Origin of the sequence: Dickeya dadantii NCPPB 898, assembly GCF_000406145.1 — a bacterium.
GTDB lineage: Bacteria > Pseudomonadota > Gammaproteobacteria > Enterobacterales > Enterobacteriaceae > Dickeya > Dickeya dadantii.
Map to the genome: position 1 here is coordinate 1,857,516 of NZ_CM001976.1, position 22,099 is coordinate 1,879,614.

Annotated in this window: 29 protein-coding genes; 27 read left to right on the forward strand and 2 right to left on the reverse strand. The window is 54.9% G+C overall.

The annotated features are described in order from the left end of the window. The first annotated feature begins 64 nt into the window (after window positions 1-64). From DDA898_RS08610 to DDA898_RS08710, 21 genes are all read left to right on the forward strand, one after another. Window positions 65-388 (forward strand): phage holin, lambda family, encoded by a 324-nt coding sequence (locus tag DDA898_RS08610; protein ID WP_038910925.1) that lies wholly within the window; start codon window positions 65-67, stop codon window positions 386-388. After that, complete coding sequence (locus DDA898_RS08615) at window positions 372-812, forward strand: lysozyme (RefSeq protein WP_038910926.1); 441 nt, start codon at window positions 372-374, stop codon at window positions 810-812. The genes DDA898_RS08610 and DDA898_RS08615 overlap by 17 nt, the downstream gene beginning before the upstream one ends. Continuing rightward, window positions 809-1,387 (forward strand): hypothetical protein, encoded by a 579-nt coding sequence (locus tag DDA898_RS08620; RefSeq protein WP_050570238.1) that lies wholly within the window; start codon window positions 809-811, stop codon window positions 1,385-1,387. Before DDA898_RS08615 ends, DDA898_RS08620 begins: the two co-directional genes overlap by 4 nt. A gap of 176 nt (window positions 1,388-1,563) precedes the next feature. After that, window positions 1,564-2,202 carry a putative metallopeptidase gene (locus tag DDA898_RS08625; protein WP_038910927.1) on the forward strand — a complete coding sequence of 213 codons (639 nt, stop codon included), beginning with the start codon at window positions 1,564-1,566 and terminating at the stop codon, window positions 2,200-2,202. Between the two features lie 32 nt (window positions 2,203-2,234). Then, window positions 2,235-2,714, forward strand: coding sequence for a DUF2280 domain-containing protein (locus DDA898_RS08630; protein WP_038910928.1), 480 nt, complete (start codon window positions 2,235-2,237; stop codon window positions 2,712-2,714). Continuing rightward, window positions 2,701-4,173 (forward strand): phage terminase large subunit family protein, encoded by a 1,473-nt coding sequence (locus DDA898_RS08635; protein ID WP_038910929.1) that lies wholly within the window; start codon window positions 2,701-2,703, stop codon window positions 4,171-4,173. Before DDA898_RS08630 ends, DDA898_RS08635 begins: the two co-directional genes overlap by 14 nt. A gap of 11 nt (window positions 4,174-4,184) precedes the next feature. Then, the gene (locus DDA898_RS08640; RefSeq protein WP_038910930.1) at window positions 4,185-5,636 is read left to right on the forward strand and encodes an anti-CBASS protein Acb1 family protein; all 1,452 of its coding nucleotides are present in this window, start codon (window positions 4,185-4,187) and stop codon (window positions 5,634-5,636) included. Next, window positions 5,572-6,564, forward strand: coding sequence for a phage minor head protein (locus DDA898_RS08645; protein ID WP_107768457.1), 993 nt, complete (start codon window positions 5,572-5,574; stop codon window positions 6,562-6,564). Before DDA898_RS08640 ends, DDA898_RS08645 begins: the two co-directional genes overlap by 65 nt. A 17-nt stretch (window positions 6,565-6,581) precedes the next feature. Beyond that, the gene (locus tag DDA898_RS08650; protein ID WP_038910931.1) at window positions 6,582-7,970 is read left to right on the forward strand and encodes a phage protein; all 1,389 of its coding nucleotides are present in this window, start codon (window positions 6,582-6,584) and stop codon (window positions 7,968-7,970) included. Further along, window positions 7,970-8,404 carry a hypothetical protein gene (locus DDA898_RS08655; protein WP_038910932.1) on the forward strand — a complete coding sequence of 145 codons (435 nt, stop codon included), beginning with the start codon at window positions 7,970-7,972 and terminating at the stop codon, window positions 8,402-8,404. The genes DDA898_RS08650 and DDA898_RS08655 overlap by 1 nt, the downstream gene beginning before the upstream one ends. A gap of 11 nt (window positions 8,405-8,415) precedes the next feature. Further along, on the forward strand, window positions 8,416-9,447 hold the full coding sequence (locus DDA898_RS08660) for a major capsid protein (RefSeq protein WP_038910933.1): 1,032 nt from the start codon (window positions 8,416-8,418) through the stop codon (window positions 9,445-9,447). 39 nt (window positions 9,448-9,486) lie between these two features. Continuing rightward, a complete protein-coding gene (locus DDA898_RS08665; RefSeq protein WP_038910934.1) occupies window positions 9,487-9,780 on the forward strand; it encodes a hypothetical protein in 294 nt (97 codons plus the stop codon). A 2-nt stretch (window positions 9,781-9,782) separates the two neighbouring features. After that, a complete protein-coding gene (locus DDA898_RS08670; protein WP_038910935.1) occupies window positions 9,783-10,163 on the forward strand; it encodes a DUF7370 family protein in 381 nt (126 codons plus the stop codon). Continuing rightward, a complete protein-coding gene (locus DDA898_RS08675; RefSeq protein ID WP_236616721.1) occupies window positions 10,163-10,408 on the forward strand; it encodes a hypothetical protein in 246 nt (81 codons plus the stop codon). The genes DDA898_RS08670 and DDA898_RS08675 overlap by 1 nt, the downstream gene beginning before the upstream one ends. 28 nt (window positions 10,409-10,436) lie before the next feature. After that, on the forward strand, window positions 10,437-10,607 hold the full coding sequence (locus DDA898_RS08680) for a hypothetical protein (protein ID WP_038910936.1): 171 nt from the start codon (window positions 10,437-10,439) through the stop codon (window positions 10,605-10,607). A 2-nt stretch (window positions 10,608-10,609) separates the two neighbouring features. Continuing rightward, window positions 10,610-10,960 carry a hypothetical protein gene (locus DDA898_RS08685; RefSeq protein ID WP_038910938.1) on the forward strand — a complete coding sequence of 117 codons (351 nt, stop codon included), beginning with the start codon at window positions 10,610-10,612 and terminating at the stop codon, window positions 10,958-10,960. 2 nt (window positions 10,961-10,962) lie between these two features. After that, window positions 10,963-11,331: a hypothetical protein gene (locus tag DDA898_RS08690; RefSeq protein WP_038910939.1), complete on the forward strand. Its 369-nt coding sequence runs from the start codon at window positions 10,963-10,965 to the stop codon at window positions 11,329-11,331. Then, window positions 11,328-11,711 (forward strand): phage tail termination protein, encoded by a 384-nt coding sequence (locus tag DDA898_RS08695; protein ID WP_038910940.1) that lies wholly within the window; start codon window positions 11,328-11,330, stop codon window positions 11,709-11,711. The genes DDA898_RS08690 and DDA898_RS08695 overlap by 4 nt, the downstream gene beginning before the upstream one ends. Before the next feature lie 63 nt (window positions 11,712-11,774). Continuing rightward, window positions 11,775-12,518: an Ig-like domain-containing protein gene (locus tag DDA898_RS08700; RefSeq protein ID WP_038910942.1), complete on the forward strand. Its 744-nt coding sequence runs from the start codon at window positions 11,775-11,777 to the stop codon at window positions 12,516-12,518. 61 nt (window positions 12,519-12,579) lie between these two features. Then, on the forward strand, window positions 12,580-13,260 hold the full coding sequence (locus tag DDA898_RS08705; protein WP_038910944.1) for a DUF6246 family protein: 681 nt from the start codon (window positions 12,580-12,582) through the stop codon (window positions 13,258-13,260). 203 nt (window positions 13,261-13,463) lie between these two features. Next, window positions 13,464-13,997: a KilA-N domain-containing protein gene (locus tag DDA898_RS08710; protein WP_038910945.1), complete on the forward strand. Its 534-nt coding sequence runs from the start codon at window positions 13,464-13,466 to the stop codon at window positions 13,995-13,997. A gap of 29 nt (window positions 13,998-14,026) precedes the next feature. Here the strand turns inward: DDA898_RS08710 and DDA898_RS08715 are convergent, their stop codons facing one another. After that, on the reverse strand, window positions 14,027-14,782 hold the full coding sequence (locus DDA898_RS08715; protein WP_050570239.1) for an ORF6N domain-containing protein: 756 nt from the start codon (window positions 14,780-14,782) through the stop codon (window positions 14,027-14,029). A 273-nt stretch (window positions 14,783-15,055) separates the two neighbouring features. After that, a complete protein-coding gene (locus DDA898_RS23160; protein ID WP_152490679.1) occupies window positions 15,056-15,310 on the reverse strand; it encodes a hypothetical protein in 255 nt (84 codons plus the stop codon). A 154-nt stretch (window positions 15,311-15,464) separates the two neighbouring features. Here DDA898_RS23160 and DDA898_RS08720 point away from each other — a divergent pair, with 154 nt between their 5' ends. From DDA898_RS08720 to DDA898_RS08745, 6 genes are read left to right on the forward strand one after another with little or no spacing between them, the layout of a single operon-like run. Next, window positions 15,465-16,163 carry a hypothetical protein gene (locus DDA898_RS08720; RefSeq protein ID WP_236616722.1) on the forward strand — a complete coding sequence of 233 codons (699 nt, stop codon included), beginning with the start codon at window positions 15,465-15,467 and terminating at the stop codon, window positions 16,161-16,163. 60 nt (window positions 16,164-16,223) lie between these two features. Next, entirely contained in the window at window positions 16,224-19,805 is a 3,582-nt protein-coding gene (locus tag DDA898_RS08725; RefSeq protein WP_038910947.1) for a tape measure protein, read from the forward strand. A 1-nt stretch (window position 19,806) separates the two neighbouring features. Continuing rightward, window positions 19,807-20,157, forward strand: a complete 351-nt coding sequence (locus DDA898_RS08730; protein WP_038910948.1) for a phage tail protein — start codon at window positions 19,807-19,809, stop codon at window positions 20,155-20,157. 33 nt (window positions 20,158-20,190) lie between these two features. Continuing rightward, on the forward strand, window positions 20,191-20,895 hold the full coding sequence (locus DDA898_RS08735) for a phage minor tail protein L (protein WP_038910949.1): 705 nt from the start codon (window positions 20,191-20,193) through the stop codon (window positions 20,893-20,895). Next, complete coding sequence (locus tag DDA898_RS08740; RefSeq protein ID WP_038910950.1) at window positions 20,895-21,623, forward strand: C40 family peptidase; 729 nt, start codon at window positions 20,895-20,897, stop codon at window positions 21,621-21,623. The genes DDA898_RS08735 and DDA898_RS08740 overlap by 1 nt, the downstream gene beginning before the upstream one ends. After that, a complete protein-coding gene (locus tag DDA898_RS08745) occupies window positions 21,566-22,099 on the forward strand; it encodes a tail assembly protein (protein ID WP_038910952.1) in 534 nt (177 codons plus the stop codon). The genes DDA898_RS08740 and DDA898_RS08745 overlap by 58 nt, the downstream gene beginning before the upstream one ends.

The following is a 22,099-nucleotide window of genomic DNA, read 5'->3' on the forward strand; positions in this document are numbered from 1 at the left end:
CCTCGGCATTCGCCGGGGCTTTTTTATTTCTACAGCACCGTTCCCCGCGCGGGAGGTAGAGGCTATGAGAATGCCATACAAACAGGATTTGCTGGCTGCACTGCTGGCTGCAAAAGAGCAAGGCGCGGGCGCGGTTTTGGCGTTCGTCATGGCCTATCTCAGGGGGCGTTATAACGGCGGTAAATTTCTCCGCACGCTCATTGATGCACTTATGTGCGCAATGATCGCCTGGTTCATCCGCGACCTTTTGGATTTTGTTGGGCTGAGCACGAATCTGGCATACATCGCGAGCGTGTTTATCGGCTATATCGGCACCGATTCAATTGGCGCCCTCATCAAAAAGATCATCAACAAACGCGCGGGGGTTGAGGATGCAAATCAGCAATAACGGCATTGCGTTGATTAAGAAATCCGAGGGGTGCCGGCTGTCCGCATATCAGGACTCCGTTGGCGTGTGGACCATTGCATATGGCTGGACTCAGCCCGTTGACGGTAAACCGGTCCGCGCCGGCATGCAGATTGACCAGGCTACCGCAGAACGGTTATTGCGCTGCGGCGTTGTTCAGTACGAACAGGCTGTAAATCAACTGGCGAAAGTCAGGCTGACGCAGAACCAGTTTGATGCGCTGGTTAGCTTTGCATACAACCTCGGCATTCGTTCCCTGTCTACATCGACGTTGCTGAAAAAACTGAATGCCGGCGATACTGCTGGTGCGGCTGACGAACTCCTGAAATGGAACAAAGCCGGAAGCCAAATCCTGCCGGGATTGGTGGCGCGCCGCGCCGCCGAACGCGAGATGTTTTTGTCATGAACTGGTCGAAATCAGTTATCGCCGATGTGCTGCTTTTGATGCTGGCCGGCGTGGCGGCGATGGCGGCGTACTATCACGGCCAATACAGACTGCAATCTGAGCGCGCCGACAAGCTGCAATCTGAGGTCAACGCTCAGCAGTCCGTTATTTCTCAGCAGTCGCTCCAGTTTCAAAAGTTCAACCAAATCGCAGGCCATGCCAGCCGGCAGGCCATGGCAATCACGGCAAAATCAGAGGAGCGGCAAATTGTCTACCGCACGATTATCAAAACCGATGCGCCTGGGCGCCAGTGTGTTCCTGATGATGTTGCTGGCCGGCTGCTCGACTACGCGCACAGTCTACGTACCGCAGCAGTGCCAGCTGCTCCCGGAGACGCTAACACAGCCGGTGTTACCACCGCTGCCGCCGGCTGCCGACTGACATACGCTCAGGCCGTTTATTGGCTTGACCCGCTACTGGCCGCAATTGAGCGTGCAAATGGGCAACTGGCGGCGATTCGTGATGTGGAGCATGCAAGAAAAGGTATTAGCGATGGGTCGAAAGCAGCCGACGGCGCCGCCGTACAAGCCAGGTGATGTGGTGAGAAGGCCATCTCCACCACCGATGCCACCACCGCCACTTTGTTGATTTTATAAAATTCTGCAAATGGTGCTAACAAAGCGCCATTGACAGAGTTTTATATAGGTTTTCGCGATCGGGTATTTCGTATATTCCCGGCGGTGCATTTAACGAGGTAGCGGAAAATTCTGTTATGAGTGACTCAGCAACAAAAAGACCGCGCGCACCGCAGTCATTCATCACACCAGCAGACCCGTATCCGTACACGCGTTTAACCCCGGCAAACGATATTCACGACTGGATAAGCGACAACATCATCAGCGATGCCGGTTATTTGCATAACCCCGATCACGTGCATCTGGCGGAAGCTGACATTGCGTTTTTGTGGGCATCGAACGCATTCGAGAAAAAGGGGCGCGCCGTTCTCGGCCAGTGTGAAGAGGTGATGATGCGCGCCGGTGGTTGGCAGAAAGCCAGAATGGAACAGCAGATGCATGAATGGTTCGGGCGCATACCGAAGTTCATCATCACGCTGGCGGCCGACTACTGCTCGCAATGCAGTGACCTCGAGTTCTGCGCTCTGGTAGAGCATGAGCTTTACCACATCGCCCAGGCCACCGATGATTTCGGCGCGCCGAAGTTCAACAAAGAGACGGGGCAGCCAGTGCTTACACTGCGTGGCCACGACGTCGAAGAATTCACAGGTGTCGTGCGTCGATACGGCGCCAGCAAAGAAGTACAGGAGCTCGTTGATGCGGCCAATGCGCCAGCAGAGGTGGCTCACATCGATATAGCCAGGTCATGCGGAACATGCATGCTAAAGCTGGCCTAACAATATGACTGATTATGACAGGCAGGTAATCTATGGCGACACTGAAAGGTGGGGTCAAAGCCTTCATCGTTCAGTCCCTTGCCTGCTTCGATACCCCATCCCAGGTGGTTGAGCTGGTCAAAAAAGAATTTGGCCTGAGCATCACTCGTCAACAGGTCGAATCCCACGACCCGACGAAAGCAAACGGCAGGGGGCTGGCGCAGAAATGGGTGGACATGTTCAATGTCACCCGCGAACGCTTCCAGAATGAAATCTCCGATATTCCGATCGCCAACAAGGCGTACCGCCTTCGAGTGCTCGACCGTATGGCAACGCGTGCGGAGGGCATGAAGAACCTCGCGCTTACTGCAGAGATTATCGAGCAGGCGGCGAAGGAATGCGGCGATGCCTACACCAATAAGCACAAGTATGAACATTCCGGCCCGAATGGTGGTGCCATCCAGACGATCACCATGAGCAAAGAGGAATACAAATCCGCACGGCAGGAGATGATGGAGGATGACGACTGCTGAGCAAAGGGCATTTGCCCGTAAGGTTGAATGCGAAGAGGACGGGCTCTATTACGCTCGCTACTTCTTCAAGCAGCGCACCGGCGGAAAGATGATTGTCGCGCCTCACCACAAGGTGATACAGCAAACACTGGACCGCGTCATTGATGGTGAGATTCAGCGTCTGATCATCAACGTCCCGCCGGGGTACACGAAAACAGAGCTGGCTACCATCAACATGATGGGTCGCGGACTGGCGCTGAACTGCCGGGCCCGCTTCATGCACCTGTCCTATTCGCACAACCTGGCGCTGCTGAACTCCTCAACCGCGCGCGGCATGATTAAGTCGCAGGCATACCAGTCCATGTGGCCGATGGCGCTGCGCGATGACGCTGACAGCAAGGCGATGTGGTGGACAGAGCACGGTGGCGGCGTTTATGCGTCGTCAGCTGCCGGGCAGGTTACCGGCTTTCGTGCCGGGCACATGGAACCTGGCTGGCAAGGTGCGCTGATTATCGATGACCCGGTTAAGCCGGACGACGCTTACTCTGAGATCGTCCGCGACGGGGTCAACAACCGCTTTAACGAGACAATCAAATCACGATTGGCGATCGAGACGACGCCGATGATTGTCATCATGCAGCGGATCCACTACCACGACCTGAGCGGCTATCTGCTGCGTGGCGGGAGTGGTGAGAAATGGCATCACCTGAATCTGCCGGTGATTATCGATAGCAGCCGCAGTTACGAAGAAACTTACCCGGAAAACACCCACGCTATCCCGATTGACCACGGCTTGGCTGATGGCTGGCTATGGCCGTTTAAGCATAACGAATCGCACCGCGTATCGCTGTTCTCTCACCGGCGCACCGCCGAAGCTCAGTATATGCAGAACCCTAAACGCTTCAATGCGGAGGGAGCACTGTGGAATGAGGAGATGATCAGCGCCGCACATGCGATGCGGATCACACTGGAGTTGTCCCGTACGGTAGTGGCAATCGACCCGCAGGCCACCAACAGCGAAGAGAGTGACGAATCAGGGATTGCCGTCGCCAGTGTTTATGGTTCCGGCGATGAAAGACAGTACAGCCTAGATGCGGATTACAGCGGAAAGTATTCGCCTAACGGCTGGGCTACCAAAGCCATTGAGGCCTACGAGCAGCACGAAGCTGATGCGATCGTCATCGAAACCAACCAGGGCGGCGATATGGCGGAAGATACGCTGCGCAATGCCGGGTTCGGCGGCCGCATCATCCGCGTGCACGCCAGTAAGGGTAAATACGCACGTGCAGAGCCCATTTCCGCGCTTTACGCACAGGGGCGCGTCGCTCACCGCGGCAGTCTCTACGAGGTCGAAAATCAGTTCATGGAATACGTGCCATCCACTGCGAAAAAATCACCTGACCGCCTTGATGCTGCGGTTTATGCATTAACCGAACTATCAGAACCACAATCCATTGGCATGTTGGTGCGATCGCGCTGACGGAGGACATCGTGACCGAAAGCGAAATGAAACAACAGCGCGCCAGTAACTCCAGTGTTGAGAGGGAGCGGAATAAAAACCTCTCAATGCTGTTTAACGGCACCAGTAATACCAAACGCCAGCGGCTCTATCAGGAATTCGGCTACCCGCTGCACCTCACGTTTGATGACTTCTACCGGGCGTACCGGCGTAATGCGGTGGCTGGTGCCGCTGTGACGCGCATGCTAGACGGGTGCTGGGAAGACTACCCTGATGTCTACGAAGGCGACCAGACAAAGGACGCATCGAAGCAAACGGCGTGGGATAAGCGCGTCAACAAGCTACTGAAGCGCTGCTGGGAGCAGATTAAAGGCGCAGACCGTCGTAACTTGGTTGGGCGTTACTCTGCGATCCTGCTTCAGATTAAGGACAGCCAGCCATGGTCCGAGAAAGTAGATAAGGAAGTCGTTGGACGACTTCAGGAAAAGGCACTCGTTAAATTAATCCCGGCATGGGAAGCGCAAATTGACCCTGTGACCTGGGACGATAATCCGGACAGTGAAACGTTCGGTGAAGTGACGATGTACTCGTTCACCGAATTGCCGGTTGACGGAAACTTTGACGCCCGCCCGGGGCGAATCATCAACGTCCACCATGATCGCGTAATCATCCTGGCCGAGGGCTCTGATGATGGCGTGATGACGTCGGGCAAATCGCTGCTTGAGGCTGGATTCAACAAGCTGCTGGACATCGAGAAAGTGAGCGGTGGTGCGTCTGAGGGATTCCTGAAGAACGCCAGTCGCCAGCTTAACTACTCGTTCAGTGAGAAGACTAACTTCTCCGCACTGGCGAAAGCGCTAGGCGTGGCGGAAGGGCAGCTTGCTGAAGCACTTGATCAGCAGGTCCGTCGCCTTAACGACAGCACCGACAGCGCCAGTTTTATGCAGGCTGGTACTGCCGAGGTGTTGAGTGTGGCAGCAGCTGACCCAGAGCCGACCTGGCGTACAGCGCTGAGCGAGTTCTGCGCGACCGTTCCTATCCCTGTGAAAGAGCTCGTTGGGATGCAGACGGGTGAGCGCGCCAGCACTGAGGACGCCAAAGGTTGGGGGCGCACCAGGATGAGCCGCCGGAAAGGCTTCCTGACCGACGTAATCACCGATGTAGTTTCGCGATTCTGGACGCTTGGCATCATTCCACTGGCTCAGAATGAAGAAATCACTGTAGGTTGGTCTGATCTGCTGGCGCCGAGCCAGGCAGAGAAGATTGCCAACATGGACAAACTCGCGGACGTGGCCGTTAAGTCGACAAACGCGTTTGGACGCTCGGCTATCGAAGAGAACGAAATCCGCGCTGCTGGCGAACTGCAGCCACTGCCTGAGCTTGATGATGAGGTTCCGCCTGATGGCAACAAACCAAAACCTGATCCTCTGGCCGACCCTCAGTCAGAAGCCGAAAAGTCCGGTGATACCACGGTCGAAAGTTGACCCCACAATGTCGCGCAAGTCCGTCAGCAAGATGGAACGCGACATTGAGGATCGGTATTACGCGATAAAGTTGGCGCTGAAATCCCTGCTTGACCAGCGCCTGATCGGGCGAGAGCGAGAGGTAAACAGCCATAACTGGCACTTCCTCTGCCACGACAATGGCGCGGACATGCGGCTCTACCATGTCAACGCCGGCAAGTTCATCTACGACATGTCGGCGCAGGAACTGGCTGACCTGCTGGAGGCAGTGCAGGCCATTCTCGATGACCATCTGCTGGAGGGTGGCGAGCAAAACCTGTGGGCGATGGATTACGTCGTCGCAGAAGCTCAGCGCGGCACGCTGGAGGCATTCAACAACCTCTCGCAGCAGTCGCAGGTGTACGCCAGCCAGACGACGCTACAGCAGCTCTTAAGCAGTCCCGGTCACCTTAATCAGGTGGCGGCAGCCAGGCTAACAGCGTTCAGTGACTGGAAGGTCATCAGCGATACAGCCCGCGGAGACCTTACCAACATCATCACTGACGCGGTAGCGCGCGGCGTGAATCCTCGCGAGACGGCCAGCGTAATCAGTAAGCGCCTCGATGTGTCGATGTCGAAGGCGAAGACCATCGCTCAGACTGAGCAGGTCGGCGCGCTGCGTGAAGCTCAATGGAATGAGACGGACTGGGCTTCCGAGAGGCTCGGGCTGAATACTGGTCTTCTCCATCTTTCTGCGCTGAAGCCTACCACCAGGACAACGCACGCATTCTGGCATGGAAAGGTCAGAACCGTGCAAGAGGTGCGCGACTGGTATGCAGTAGATGGTAATAAATACCACTGCTATTGCGGCCAGATCCCGGTGCTGCTCAACGACGACGGCAGCATCTTCAACGAAGGGCTGGCTGATAAGCTGACAGCCGAACGTAAACAATGGGCTAAAGCAGCCTGAAAATCAGAGGACGCAACGTGAAGCTATCCAGCATCCACGTTAAATCCCTCGCCATCAACGCCTCCAACATCTCAACGACCACCATCAACGGCCAGGAGCACTACGTCATTCGTGGTGCGGTCCCGATCGTCGATGATATCGTCATGAATGGTGGCCTGTACCCGGCGGAGGAGATTAACAACAGCTACCAGACGATGGAGCGCAAGTTAATGCCGATCGGCCACCCGATGGTGAACGGCAAATACGTGAGCGCCAACGACCCGCAGGCGGTCAACGATTACTACGCCGGGGCATGGGCTCAGAACGTCAGCAAGGCCAATGACAAGGTCGTGATGGACGTTTACGTCAATAAGGCCGTGGCAGATACCAAGCCTGACGGTAAGCGCCTTATTCAGCGCCTGGACGACATGATTTCCGGCAATAACGCCGACCCGATTCATGTTTCTACAGGTCTGCTGCTGAACAAAGAGCAAAAGGCCGGGGAGTCGAAGCAGAAGAAATACTCCTGGGTTGCTCACAACATGCAGTTCGACCACATCGCAATCCTGCTCGATGAGCCTGGTGCCGGGACGCCTGATGAAGGTGTCGGCATGTTCGTCAACGCTGACGGGCAGCAGGCCGATGTTGAAACGACGAGCCTCATCGATGCCGCCAACAGCATGAAAGACGGCTGGTGGAACAAAACCAAGTTTTATTTGAGCAACGCCTCGAATTACTCATTCGATGAAATCTGCGCGGCGCTGCGAAACAAGATGAGCGAGGGTAAGCCTGAAACATATTACTTCTGGCCGGAAGCCGTCTGGCCTGATCGCTTCATTTACGAGGAAAACGGCAAATACCTCCAGCAAAAGTACCTCATTGACGACGATGGCAAGGCTGAACTCGTCGGTGATCCAGTAGAAGTCGTGCGCAAACCAACTGAGTACGAAGTCAAAACCAACGGAGAAACAAACCCGATGAAAGAGAAGATGATCGCCGCGCTCAATGCCGCAGGCGTTAAAACCGAGGGGCTGACCGACGATCAGGTCTGGGATGCCTACAACCAGCAGATGCAGAAGAAAAATGGCGGCGGCGACCCGGACCAGGCTCAGATTAACTCTGATGTGATCACTGCGGCTGTTAATGCGGCGCTAACCCCGCTGAATGAAAAGCTGGGCAAGCTGGAAACCCAACTGCAGGCGAACGCTGAGAGCGACCTGAAAACCAAACGTGACGCTGTTAAGGCGAAATTCTCGTTCATGACCGAAGCAGCGATCAACTCCCTTTCAGGCGAAGCGCTGAACGACATGTACTCACAGTGCCAGACCAGCACTCCGCTGAACCCATCATTCCAGCTGGTCAATTCTGAAAACGACCAGTGGAAAGACTACGACCTTAACGCAGGTATGGAAGAGGGGACTAAATAATGGCTAACGTCATCTATCGCGGCCCGGTCGAGCGCGAGCCGGAAACCATCAACCTGCCGGTTGCTTCGGCGCTTAACCCAGGCGTGGCAGTGAAGGTTGCATCAGGAAAGCTCGCAGCAGCCGCTGATACTACCGGCCGCTGGCTCATCCTTGGCAACCGTCGTTTCATCGGCCAGGCAATCACCACCGCATACGCGGCCAATGAAACCGGCGTGGCGTACCGTGTAGAAGGCGAGCAGGAATACAACGTCCGTCTGGCGGCCGCAGCCTACACCGTAGGCCAGGAGTTGACCATCGGCGCGGGTGGCGTGTTCAAAGCAGCCGCTACCGGCAATCAGGTCGTCGCAACGTTCGACGAAAAAGCAGGGCGCACTCTGGCGGCGGAAGGTTTTGCCGACGTGGTGATCCTCTCCACTCAGTACGCCAAGGCATAAGGAAAACACGAATGTTAAAGTTCACCAAACAACAGCAGGCGCTGATTCTTAACGCCCGCCGCCGCTGGGACATGATGCAGCGCAATATGGCTGCACAGCACGGATTTGCGGTTAACGATGCAAGCGGCCAGTTCATCGCCTTCGACGAACTGGTTGGTAACGCATCCGTACTGCCGAAAGACGTATGGGGCGAATGGGACCGCTCGGCGATTACCGTTCAGCGCGATGTGCTGGCGGTGTTTAACGACCTGGCGGCCAGCGTATCGCGCCCGATGGCACTCGGTAAGATTGTCCATTACTTCATGACGTTGTCCGATTCTGGCGACGTCAATATCAGCCTGGATGGTCGCAGCAAAGCGAAAACCGATCAGCCTGTCATGGATTATGAAGGTACGCCACTGCCAATCATCGATAGCGAGCTTTCGTTTGGCTGGCGCCAGATGCTGGCGGCGCAGACTGAGGGCTACTCTCTGGACAGCGATGCCATTTCTAACCATCAGCGCAAAGTTGCCGAAAAGCTGGAAGACATGGTGCTGAACGGTGATCCAAACATCAGCGTCGGTGGCGCCACCATCTACGGTCTGCGTACTGCGCCAAACCGTGGCACCGGCACGCACGGCCTGACCCTTAACGGCGCGACGGGCGCTCAGTGGGTTGCAGCTATTTCCAACCTGATCAACTTGCTGCATGCCGAAAACTTCTATGCGCCGGTGACCATCTACCTGAACTACAAAGACTGGTTCTACGCATCCGTTAACGATTACGCGGCGAACTATCCGAAAACCATTCTGGCTCGCATCATGGAAATTCCTGGTGTTGCGTCGCTGGTTCCGGCCTCCAAGGTTCCGACCGATGAGTTGCTGGGCGTTGTTAAGCGCCCTGACGTCGTGCAGATCCTCAACGGCATGCCGGTAACCATGCGCCCCAAAGCGCGACTGAGCCCGGAAGACGATTATGTCTTCTCTGTACTGGCTGCTGCGGCGCCGCAGTTCAAGCGCGACGCAAACGGCCAGGCGGGTTATGTCCAACTGACCAAGGCATGATTCACGGGGCTGCGGCCCCATCTTTTTTACGGAGGCCGTATGGCTGGTAAAGAACAAAAATGGCTGCTCACCCATGACAGTCACGAACTGAAAAAGGGCGAAGTCTATAAAGGTGAAACGCTGCCGCTGTGGCTGGTTGGTAAAGCCATACCTGTCAGCGATCAGGTGCTGGAGGTGGCAACTCCTGATTCCGAAGCGGTAGCCAAGCTGCAGACGGAGCTGGATGAAGCAAACGGAAAAGTTACCACGCTGACCGATGCCAATACAAAGCTGCAGACGGAGCTGGATGAAGCGCAGAAACAGCTTACTGAACTGCAGAAAAAGGCGAAATAACCATGGCGGCCCAGATAACTGCTGACGAAGCGTCTGCGTTGCTCGCTGAGCTGGGCTACAGCATCCCGTCTGTGGTGCTGGGCTTGTTACTGGATCAGGTCAATGCGATCGACGAATGCCTTGATGCCGCCGGACAGGACGACAATACGCAGAAGCTGATCAAGCTGTATGCCGCTGCGCTGCTTGCTGCCTCGTCGGGTGCCCGGCGAATTAAATCGCGTGGGGCACCGTCCGGTTCGTCCCAGTCATTCGACTATGGGGAGGACGGTATCACCTGGTTGCGTGATTCGCTGATCCGCCTCGATACCAGCGGCTGCACCGGGGCGTTGCCAATTAGTGCCGGCAATAGCGTGGGTTTGTTTATGGTTGTCGGGGGCTGCTGATGCTTGAAGCAAAACAAATCGCCGAGTTGCTTAACCAGTTATTTGCGACCGACCCTTCGGCGGCGGCTGCCCTGGTCAATCATCGCGTGGTATGTAACGACGAATTCCTCGGTAGTGACATTCCTTCGTCTGCTCGCAGTCTCGTGATGGTGTCATCACTATGGGTGTCGTCGGGTTTGTTAATGCAATGGCGAAGCCCGGCACTGGCTATGCCGCTGCAATTTACGGCGATGACAACCAATTGACTGGCTTCACTGTCGTAGGGGCTGATTGATGACGTGGGTATCAGTAAGCGTCCGGCTGCCGCGTTCGTTCACCCGCGTATGGGTGATGACCGACACCGGGCGGCAGACTACCGGCTACGTCAAATCGGACGGCGCGTGGTTTATTAACTGCCCGCGCATTCGGGCCGCCGGCGCTATCGTATTGCAGTGGAGGGAATAGGTATGTCGTCAGCAGCAAACTGGAGCTACACGGCGAAGGCGACCGTGTGGCGCAAGCTTGCAGGGAATGATGAGTACGGCGACCCAATGGGCTACGCCGCGCCGGAAGTCATCATGTGCGATTACCAGGGCGGGCTCAGCAAGAAGTTAGCCAGTCTGGGCGCTGAAATCGTCGTCAAAAATACGGTGTGGACGGAATATGCGCTGGCCGATGCTGGTGATTATTTGCTGATCGGCGAATCAACAGAGGCTGACCCGGTTTCCGCCGGCGCCGACGAGGTGCGGCAGGTTATACGATACGCCGACACGTTCGAGCGACTGGCAGACGATTTCGCCATTTTGACGGGGGCATAATCATGGGGGCAAAAGTCCGGGGTATAGCCCAATCAAAACGCGGACTGGAGCGGATTATCAACGATATTCAGGGGCGTAAAGCCGTGCGCGCCATTCAATCGGCAATGCTGATTGGCGCGGCACAGGCGGCACTGTACACCCCGATCGACACGTCTACGCTGCTGAACAGCCAATACCGGGAGCTAAACGTCCGCGGGACCCGGCTGACCGGGCGCGTGGGCTACTCGGCCAACTATGCCGTGTACGTTCATGACCCGGATGTGCCGCAGGCATTCCGACGAACTACGGCGGAAAAAGAGTTCCTGACTAAGGGTTTTGCCGATACGTGGGAACAGATCACCGAAGCAATGCGTAAGGAGTTGGCGTTATGACACCGCTTATATATGAGCGCGTGCGCAATATGTTCGGTGATGCCGGACTAGCTGACGGCTTTACCGTCCAGTTGCTGATGTACGACGACCCAGGCGATCTATCAAAAGCAGTGATGGTGTTCCGGCCGAACGGCGGTACCGCTATCCGTAACGACCTGGGGGCTGAACATTATGTGCTGGTGGATATCATCGGGGCCAAAGACAAGCGCCGCGATGCCGCCAGCGCGGTGCAGCGCATCATCGACTATGTACAGGCCAACCCGATGGGCGATGAGTGTGTGGGCTTTATCCAGAACATGGGCGGCATCCCGCCGCCGGTACTCACAGAGGACGGGCGGATAGTGTTTCGTCTGCAATTCGCCTGCAATTATGGGGAATAAACCACCCCAGAATTATCGCCACCCGCGGGTGGCTTTTTTATTTCCCAAATCACGGAGAACGCAATGAGCGATTGCACTAACTCTAATGAGCGCCTATTCGGCGGCGCGGTCGTGCTGGAAGTTGCCGATGGGTGCCCGGACGCGAAACCGGCAGAGGCCGACTGGAAGGCGCTGGCGGCCGGCACCAGCAAGGGTTTTGACTTTAACCCCAACACGGTGACATCTGACGCTGACGATGGGGCCGGTTTTGTTGAAACCATCATCACCAACAGCGATTTCACCATCAGTTTTGAAGGCGAGGTGCGCAAGAAAGACCGGCTTGATCAGTACGGAATCGGTAAATATATCAAGTACTTTTCGACTGAGCTTGCGGCCAAGCGCCAGCCCGGTATCTGGGTTCGGATGGACTATGGCCCGGTAGAGTTCGTCGGCTATATGAACATCACCGCACTGAGCTCTGACGGTGGGACCAATGATATCGTGACTTTCTCAACCGAATTCAAAGTCGGTGACGCGAGCACGATCGAGGTTAACGAAACTGACACCGTGGCTGTAACCGGCGTCACAATCTCGCCGACTACCAGCACCGGGGCCGCCGGCGGAACGAGCACGTTTACGGTTACCGTAGCTCCAACTGGCGCGACAAACAAAACGTTTACCGTGGCCTCAACTGACCCAACCAAAGCCACAGCGACGGCGTCAGGAACGACGGTTACAGTTAGCCGTGTTGCCGCCGGGTCGGCGCAAATTGTTATCTCCACCGCCGACGGAAATTTTGTAGCAACCCATACGGTCACCGTCAGTTAACGGGCATTACAAAGGCCACCAGCTGGTGGCCTTGATAATGCGTGTTTACCCAGGGGGAACCATGACTCCACTGAAAGCGATCGGCGAGTGCGTGATTTCGACACGTCAGCGCGATTATCTGCTCCGACCGTCATTCGCAGCTATGACGCGAATTGGTGAGCCGGCTGAGGTGGTCCGGGCTTTTTATGACCTGCATAATGACGAGGCGCGCCAGCTCATTGAACGCGCCATTGATGCCTACGGCACAGCACCAGCATGGCTGATAACTCACGTGTCCAGACCGATATTCAGCAGGCAGGCGGTGCTGGCGGCGATAACGGTGCTGGCGGCGTGCTGCGATACTGATTGCTCAGCCCTGACCGGGGAGCTGGTGCCCAGGAAGACCGGTAAAGACGGCGTTATATGGCGCCCTGGCTCAATGCCGGCTCCCGATCTGGTGCTGGTGGCGCAGTCGCTGATTACCCACGGCATTATTGGTAAGGCCAAGGTGCGGCGTTTGCAGCGTCACGAGTCTGCCGAGCGTACAACCGAATTCCACGCTGTCGAGTACATCAATGCGGCGCGCTCGCATTTCGGCATGAGTCGACAGGAGGCCGAGAACCTGACGATGACCGAATTCATCATGCTGCTGGCCGCCAAATATCCAGACCAGAAGGGGTTCACGAGGGAGGAATACGACGCGGTAGCCGATGACTACTTGCGGCGAAAGGCGGCGAGACTGACGAAAGAAAACACCCACTGAACTCCGTCAACTGATTTGAAATCCATCAACCCACTAACTTAGCCCCGTCAGCCGATGGGGCTTTTTTTATCCCCGCGCTTCACACGCGCACGTTATAATCCCAGAGCCTACAGAAAGCCGAGCCTGAGAGTTGCCGTTGGTGGCGACCTTCTGGGAGGCGGCTGCTCTGTGTGACAGGCTCTGCTTTCTATAGGCAAATCGCTATGAATTATCCAACCGTATCAGTAAACGGCGTTTCCGTTCGTGTTGATGACGCCGGGCGCTACAGTCTCAATGATCTCCATGCCGCAGCGGTCGCAAATGGTGAGGCTACTGAATCTCAAAGGCCAAGCGTGTTCTTGCGTAGTGCGCAAGTTAAACGCTTCATTAAGGCATTACAGGCCAAAGCACTAAAAAGTGCTTCGGAACAAAATCAGCCACTTAGAGTGACGAAGGGTGGCGATGAAACCGGTGCTTGGGGTGTTGAGATCTTAGCCATACGCTATGCAGCCTGGATTAAGCCGGAATTTGAAATCGAGGTATACGAGGTGTTCAGGATGGCGATTCGCCTCGGTATCAGTGCCATGTCCCGCCTGAATAAGATTGACCACATCATCAGCACAGAAACCAAAGAGATCAGCCAGTGCGCCAGAAAAATGGCTGGATGGGGTGCGGGTGGGCGCAAAAGACTGCTCCAGGCTGCGCGAGAACGGGCAGCCGATGAAGTGCAGATGTACCTGCCGGGAATAGAGGCGTGATGTCGTGGCGCGTCCATGCGCCGAAGGCGTCAACCTAAAATACCGGCAATGCGGGTTGTTAACTCATCTTTTGTCATGATGACGAAGCCGCGTTTCTGGAGTAGCTCGGTCATTGTTTTTACGCTGATAAGGTGCTCATCTTCACGAGCTATTTCGGCTCGATCCATCCGGCCATCTCTAAAGGTCAGGAGTACGCGGCCACTAAATAGCGGAGAGGATACCGGGCGATTGTCTATTATCAGGCAGTGGATGTACTCAATCGCCTGTAGCATTTGTGTTTGAGTCAGGTCTTCGATGCGCTCGACATTAAAACGCTGGTGAATGAGTGAATAGGCATCCGAATAGATCATCCCGGTTTTGCCGACCAGCAGGTTAACAGCGTCACGCAATGGTGTGCGCTCCAGTGTTGTGGTTTTCTCCGGGCGGCTTTCGCACTGGTTGAAGTAGCAATCTTCCAATTTCTCGAACACGTCCCACGCTTGATCTGTCTCCAGCATCTTGGCGTGACGGGCGGCACCGCGTTCTGTCCATAGCGTTAAGGCGCGAATATTTGTAGGGATTTTCACAGAGTCTCTTAAAGATACTCTGTGCTTTATTTCGCTTAATTCTGAACCGGTTAGCTTAAAAAAGTGCTTCCCTTCAACAAAGCGATCACGGTTTCTCTGAAAATTGTTGCGGATGCGAACGGAGTCAGTGCCGTAAAGCTGTGCCAGCAGTTCAGTGGTGATAACCGGTATTGAGTTGTGGCTGATGGCTGGCAGGGTTTCTACTGTGAATGTAGTCATGACGACCTCTTTTGGTTTCTTTCTACGGAAATCCACGCAAGTGGGTGTCGGGAGGTTAGAAACGGCCCAAAAGATACCGCGAACTTATTCCCCATTGCTGGGTGTTGTATTCGTTGCCCTCCCGACATTATTCGGGGTGTGGTCGCGCACTGCGCCCACTGAATGACAGGCATAAAAAATCCAACGCTATCGGGGTTGGTTAGGACCGCTTTTGGAGAGGTTTCTACGCCTCGTGACACAGAATGTAGCGGATAGTGATCGGGGCGTCAACGATTAGTCAATAACTGGCGCTCCTGGCAGATCGTAAACCATCCGGCATTCAACATCAGGGTGATTGACAGGGATTGCACTAAATTGCCACTCATGTGAACAGCCAATGACATGATCGCGCCAGCGCCATTGATAGCTAACGGGGCGTGGTGCCTTTGTTGCGATATCAATGATTAATTCGGCCAGCTCTTGGGCTTCGCCAGATTTAGGTTTGCAACCCTGCGATAGCTCAACTATCCGTTGAAATGACAGCGCCATAGTGCCCTCCGTGTCGATATGCGCAGCGCAGATTACTCTACTTCTTGCTGTTGGGGAATGGCAGGAACGGGAGCCTGACCCGGTAAAAACAGGCTATCCACACGGCCACCGGTAGGTGCTAACATTAGTTTCTTTAACTGATGGGGATAGGGATGTGAGGAAGGCATTAATTACCGCTATATTTTTTTTATCTGGCAGCGCGATGGCAAGTGATTATCTAACCTGTTCTTATGCCAAGGCTGATATCTCAAAAGGTGTTGGCGCGCCAATGATGAATATGGGAAGCAGTAGAGTTGAGGTTAGTGGCTCATCATTCAAGGCATACAGGCCAGATGGAACTTATATAATGACGCCGCAACTTACAACAAAAAAGGACGGGTTACTAATTAGCGATGATGGAAATAAAGTATTTGCAGCGAGTGTAGATAAAAGCAACTTTGCCGTATCTGATAGAATAAGCAAAACCACAGAGCAGTGGGCATCATGCAGAGTTGTTAGCGATGCAATCAGGGATTTGGAAAATAAAGAAAACGAAATAAAATCCATTGAAAAAATGACTGTTTCTCAGGCTAAAGCATATTTTATGACAGAGAAACATGCATTCACCACTAACTGTCTTGTGTGGGACGATGTAACAATGATTACGGGGAAAAACCCAGCCATGATCATTGCAGGCGGTGTTCAAATGGGGAAAGGCCCAAAATGGAACGGTGAGGAATATTCATTTACATTCAATAATGGCTCAATGATCGCGAGATTTAAACCTTTTGAACCTCGCCATAAATTCCTTATCCAAGCTGGAGATAAGTTTTATGGTTGTGGCCCTTCCTTTATTGAACGTGGTTATGATTAATTTAACGCAGTATAGCCAAAACCCCGCTCGCGGGGTTTTTTTATGCCCGGAGAAAAGTAAATGCCGACTAAAGCAGGTGAGATTTATTACGATATCGAGTTAGAAACCGCACAATTACTGTCGTCCCAACGGGAGGCAAATTCCGCGCTGGACTCTCTGGGGCGGGGCTTCACGCGAACAACGCGGAGTATTGAAGCGACAGAAACGGCCATGTCCAGCCTGTCACGTGTTGCGGTGGCGCTGACGGCGGCATTATCCGTTCAGCAGGTGTCCGAATATGCGAATGCTTGGACGACTGTTAGCAACAAGCTGGCTAACTCTGTGCGTCCACATGAACAACTGGTAGACGTTACTCAGCGTGTATTTTCGATCACTCAATCCACTCGCTCCAGCCTCGATGCTACCGCGTCACTGTATGCCCGACTCGAACGCGCCACTCGGCAATACGGCACCAGCGCTGGCGATTTGGCCCGCCTGACCGCCATCATCAATCAGGGATTCATCGTTTCTGGTGCCACCACGCAGGAGGCGGAGAACGCCATCATCCAGTTATCGCAGGGGTTGGCATCTGGAACACTGCGCGGCGAGGAATTTAACTCCGTCAACGAGCAAGGCAACCGGCTTATGGTAGCGCTGGCGGATTCGCTCGGCGTCGGTATTGGGCAACTCCGCAACATGGCTGCACAGGGCAAATTGACAACAGATGTTGTTGTTAAGGGGTTGCTGTCTCAGGGTTCAAAAATCGGCGCAGAGTTCGCCAAAACCATCGCAACGACCTCCCAATCGCTGGAATTAGCCAAAAACAACATCACTAAATTTTTCGGCGAGAGTACATCCGTTCAAACCGGACTATCAATTTTTAATAACGCAGTAATCTCCGCCAGTAACCATATGGAGATAATGGGCAGTGCGCTTGCCGCCGTAGCGGTTGTGCTTGGTGGTCGCTTTGCTGGTGCGCTGACTATGGCTGCGGCCCAGCAGGTTAAATCCATAGCGGCCAGTATTGCCAGTGCAAAGGCGGCGGCACAATCCGCAGCGGCTGCCGAATTGGATGCGGCGGCACAGCTTCGACTGGCTCAGGCTAACAAGGACACGGCCCTGTCCGATCTGAATCTGGCGCAGGCGCGGCTGAATGTCATCCGCGAAACGAATGCGGCAGGTGTGGCTGAGGTGGCGTTAGCTGACTCCAAAGCGGCTAGTATCAGGACGAATTTGGCTCAAATTGAAGCGGAAAAAGCATTAGAAACTCAACGGTTGAAGGCGCAGATCAGCGAGCAGGGCCGCATTGCTACTGCAACGCGCATGGCTGAACTGCAACGCGCATCTACCGCTCTTACCGCTCAACTGGCAACAACCGAGGCCGCCGCGTCTCAGGCTAGGGCAACGGCGATAGCGCAGGCAGAGGCGCAAGTGTCCTCTGCTCGTTTAGCGACTGCTGATGCCTCCGGCGTTGCCGCCGCAGCGAATGGTAGATACGCAGCATCACAAGAGATGGCTACCGCCGCCACAAAAGCTGCAAGGACATCAATAGGACTGCTAAACGGCGCGCTGGCATTGATCGGTGGCCCGTCTGGTTTTGCTATGGCAGCGGCTGCAACAGTGTTTTTTCTTTACCAGAGAATGCAGCAAGCCAAACAAGAAAGCATCGATTTTGCCGATAAGCTGGATGGTGTTATCGCGAAAATGCGCGAGATGAGCTTCGCGCAACTGGATAAAGAAGTCGCAAAAGGGGAAAAATCCCTGATTGCTCAGGCTGATGCGATATCTGATTTAAAAACGCAACTCATCGAGTTGCGTGCCGAGGAATCGAAATACACTGGTTTGATATCTCAATATAAATCAGAGGGCGAGTGGGGGAAAAACCTTGCCGACATCCGGCGTAAAATAAGGATCGCCACCGGCGAGCTCGACGAAGCGGAGACCAAGCGCAGCCAGACGGCCAGCAAAGTCGGGATCATTCAGGCTCAGATGAATGGTCAGCTGAAGCAGGGGGCTGACTTGCTCCAGCGGAACAGTCAAGAGACTGGCGTAGCTGCTGGCATGATGAATAATTTAGGCCAGATGATTAATTTTGCAGCTAAATCGAAGGAGAGATTTAACGCCACGTCGCTGAAAGTGACGGCTAACCCGGATGCACAGAAGGAGATAGATGACCTGCAAGAGCAGGTCAAACTGCTTGGCATTGTCGATAAACGCCAGCGCGCTATCACAGAGGCTCAGGATAAAGCGAAAACCAAGGGCGGAAACACTAATCAGATTCGCGAGGCTGGGGAGTACGCGGCCAAATTGCACGACCTGAAGGAAGCAGAATCAGATCGGGAAAAAGCCCAACGTGAAGCTGAATCTGAGGCCAACAAAGCCGCCAATCAGCAGCAATCCATCGCGCTGAAACTTGAAAACCTGCGTCAACAAACGGAAATGACGGCAGAGTCTACCCGCGAACTGACCCGTGAACAGGCTGTGCTGCGTGCCCAGCAGTCTCTAGGTGGTGGCGCCACTGATGAGCAGATCAGGCTGGCCGGGGAGTTAGCCGGTAAAAAATGGGACGTGGCTAACGCCATCCGCGCCGAGGCGGCTGCTCAGAAGATGCTACCAGAAACAGCGGAGAACAAGAGTTATCAGGATGATTTGAAAGACCTGAAGATTGCGCTGACCAGCAAAAAAATATCTCAGGAGCAGTTTAACACTACCGCCGAGCGACTGGAGCAGGAGCACCAGGCGAAGCTGGCAAAAATCCGCTCCCAGCAAGCGGTAACGCCAACCCAGGAGGCGCTGGGGCAGGTTGACCCTGTGCAGCAACTGGCGAATCAGCATGCGCAGCAACTGGCACTAATCCAGCAATTTGAACAGCAGGGTGTACTGGCGCATGAAAATGCGCTGGCACTACGCAACGCTGCAGATACGCAGTACGAGCAACAGCGCATAGCAGCGGCGTGGCAAATCTGGGAGCAGCAGAACACCACAAACAAGCTGTTGGGGTCAGCAATCGATTCGATGAGTAGCTCGGCCTCAAGTGCGCTAACTGGGTTGATTAATGGCACTCAGAGCCTGCAGCAGGCGCTGGCAAACATCGGATCAACCATTCTCAACAGCGTAATCAGTGCATTGATTGAAATGGGAATGCAGCAGGTTAAAAACGCAATTATGGGGCAGGCGGCGGCAACCGCCGCACTTGCTGCCACCACAGCGCAAGCCACCGCCGCCGCATCGGCATGGGCGCCAGCGGCGATCAGCGCGTCAATTGCCACGATGGGGGCGGCATCCACTGTTGGCACAACCGCATACACTGGCGCGCTGGCGGCATCAAAAGGCTTGGCTATCGCCGGCGCCCGCTACAACGGCGGCCCCGTCTCAGCAGACAGCTTGTATCAAGTCGGCGAGCACGGTAAGCCGGAAATATTCAAGGCTAGCAACGGTAGCCAGTACATGATCCCCGGAGATAACGGCTCTGTTATCAGTAATCGGGATCTGGCTGGCTCTTCTGGCGGCGGAGCGGCGGTTACCCAGACAAACCATTTCACCATCAACACTACCGGCGGTATTGATGACACCACAATGGCAAAGCTGGCTGCAATGATGAAGCAGGTCAGTTTGAGCACCATAAAAAGCGAGCAGCGCCCGAACGGGCTGTTAAGGAAATGACATGGCGGAAGTGTTCGTCTGGTCGCCACAGGCCAGTATCCAGCTCACGCGTGAACCAAGCGTATCTGTCGTGAAGTTCGGCGACGGCTATGAACAGCGACAAGTGAAGGGGATCAACTCGGTGATGGATAAATACTCGCTGACGTTCCGTGGTGTATCTGGCATGTGTGGGCGAGAAAACGTCGCTGTGGCCGCAGAAGCATTCTTGAAAGCACGAGGTGCGGTGGAGTCGTTCTATTGGACGCCTCCGCATACCGGCGCGCCGGCGCTGTTTGTCTGTCGAAGTTGGACGTTAACGAAAAATCACGGGCTGTATGAACTGACAGCTGATTTTGAGCAAGTACCGCGATAAGCCTCCTTATGGGGGCTTTTTAATGGGGTTGTTATGCGCGATATACCATCTGAACTCATTATTCAAAGCGTTGATGCCGGTGTTGGCGCATTCATCGACCTATTCGACGTTAACCTGCAGCCGCTCGGTGGCGACATTATCCGGTTTCACGCCGGCACCAATGACTATTATGGCGACGTGATCTGGAAGGGGTTGGCGTATTCAGCTTATCCGATCGCGGTGGAAGGGTTCGAAACCAAAAATGAAGGCGCCTACGCCCGACCGACGATGAAAGTCGCCAATATCACCGGGCTTATCACCGGCATCAATGCTGATTTTGATGATGCCTTGGGCGCAGTGGTGACGCGGCGTCAGGTACCCGTCAGCGCACTGGATGCCGTGAACTTTCCGAACGGCAATCCAGATGCCGATCCTACGCAAGAAGCGGTTTCTCGTTATGTCATAGAGGAAATGGCGGAAGAGACGTTCGAAACCGTGACCTACAACTTGGCGACGCCGATCGACTGCGACAACGCCATCATCCCGGCTCGCACAATTCTGGCCGACGTGTGTCAGTGGCTTTACCGCGGTGACGGCTGCGGTTATACCGGCGGCCCGGTTGCCGACGAGCGGGACAATCCGACGGGTGATGCATCGAAAGACCGTTGTTCCCACCGCAAGTCCGGCTGCCGCCTACGCTTCCCGAAACCCGCCGTCCTGCCGATTGGCACATTCCCCGGATCGTCGAAGGTGTCGTGATGTTGGAGCAAGAATGTATCGACTACGCCGCCGGTGAGCCGGGGCGGGAAGTGTGCGGATTGGTTGTTAATGATGATCAACTGGTGAAATGCCGGAACATACACTCAAACCCGGCAGAGCGCTTCCGAATAAGCGACGATGACTGGTTAAAAGCAGAAGCGGCGGGAGAAATCACCGCCGTTTTTCATTCTCATCCCGGTAACTCGCTGGCGCTATCCGGTGCCGATCGGCAGATGCAGATAACGACCGCTTTGCCGTGGTGGCTGGTTAGCTGCGGGGTGCTACGCAAATTCTGTCCCGTCCCCCATCTATTGGGAAGGCAGTTCGAACACGGCGTGACGGACTGCTACACGCTGTTCCGGGACGCATATCACCTATGCGGCATTGACCTTCCAGATTTTGAGCGGGTAAACGGCTGGTGGGTACGGGGCGAAAATCTTTATCTGAAAAACCTGACAGCTAACGGATTCCGCACCATAGCGCGGCAGGATATCCAACCCGGTGACGTGATTATCCGCCGCCCGTTCCCCGAAGCCGATCCGTGCCACGCCATGATTTATCTTGGCGGCGGACAGGTGCTGCATCACGACTGCGCCGGCCGGCTGAGCCGCCGGGAGCCATACCGACCGGCCTATGTCCAGCAAACACATTCGATATGGAGGCACGAACAGTGCTCGTCTTTAAATTTGCAGGGCATCTACGCCGACATTTCCGCCAAATCGTACTGAATGTGGATACGCCCGCACAGGGGTTACGTTTGCTGCTAGCGCAGTGCCCGGCATTCAAACGCGATTTTTACCGCACCCGCGTGCGTATGCGCATTGCTGGGGATGACGTCTCGCCTGATACGCTGGAGTTTCACATGCACCGCCAGCCGCGCGATGGCTCTACCGTTTTGTTTGTCCCAATAGTTGATGGGGCTATTGCCGCGGCGCCGGCCTGGGTGATTTGGACGATGGTGGCGGTCAGCGTGGCATCTGTTGCGTATTCAATTTATTCGGCTCGGAACATGAAAACCAAAACATCGGCCGAGGCAGCACAAACCAACTCGATTACCAACAACTCGTTCACCAGCGCTGAAAACCGGGTTGGGCAGGGTCGACCGGTGCCGATCCTGATGGGTGAAATGGTGGTGGGTTCAAACGTGATTTCCCTCGGCATCGATACAACGAACAACAAAGACTGGAACATTTCTATCAGTTAA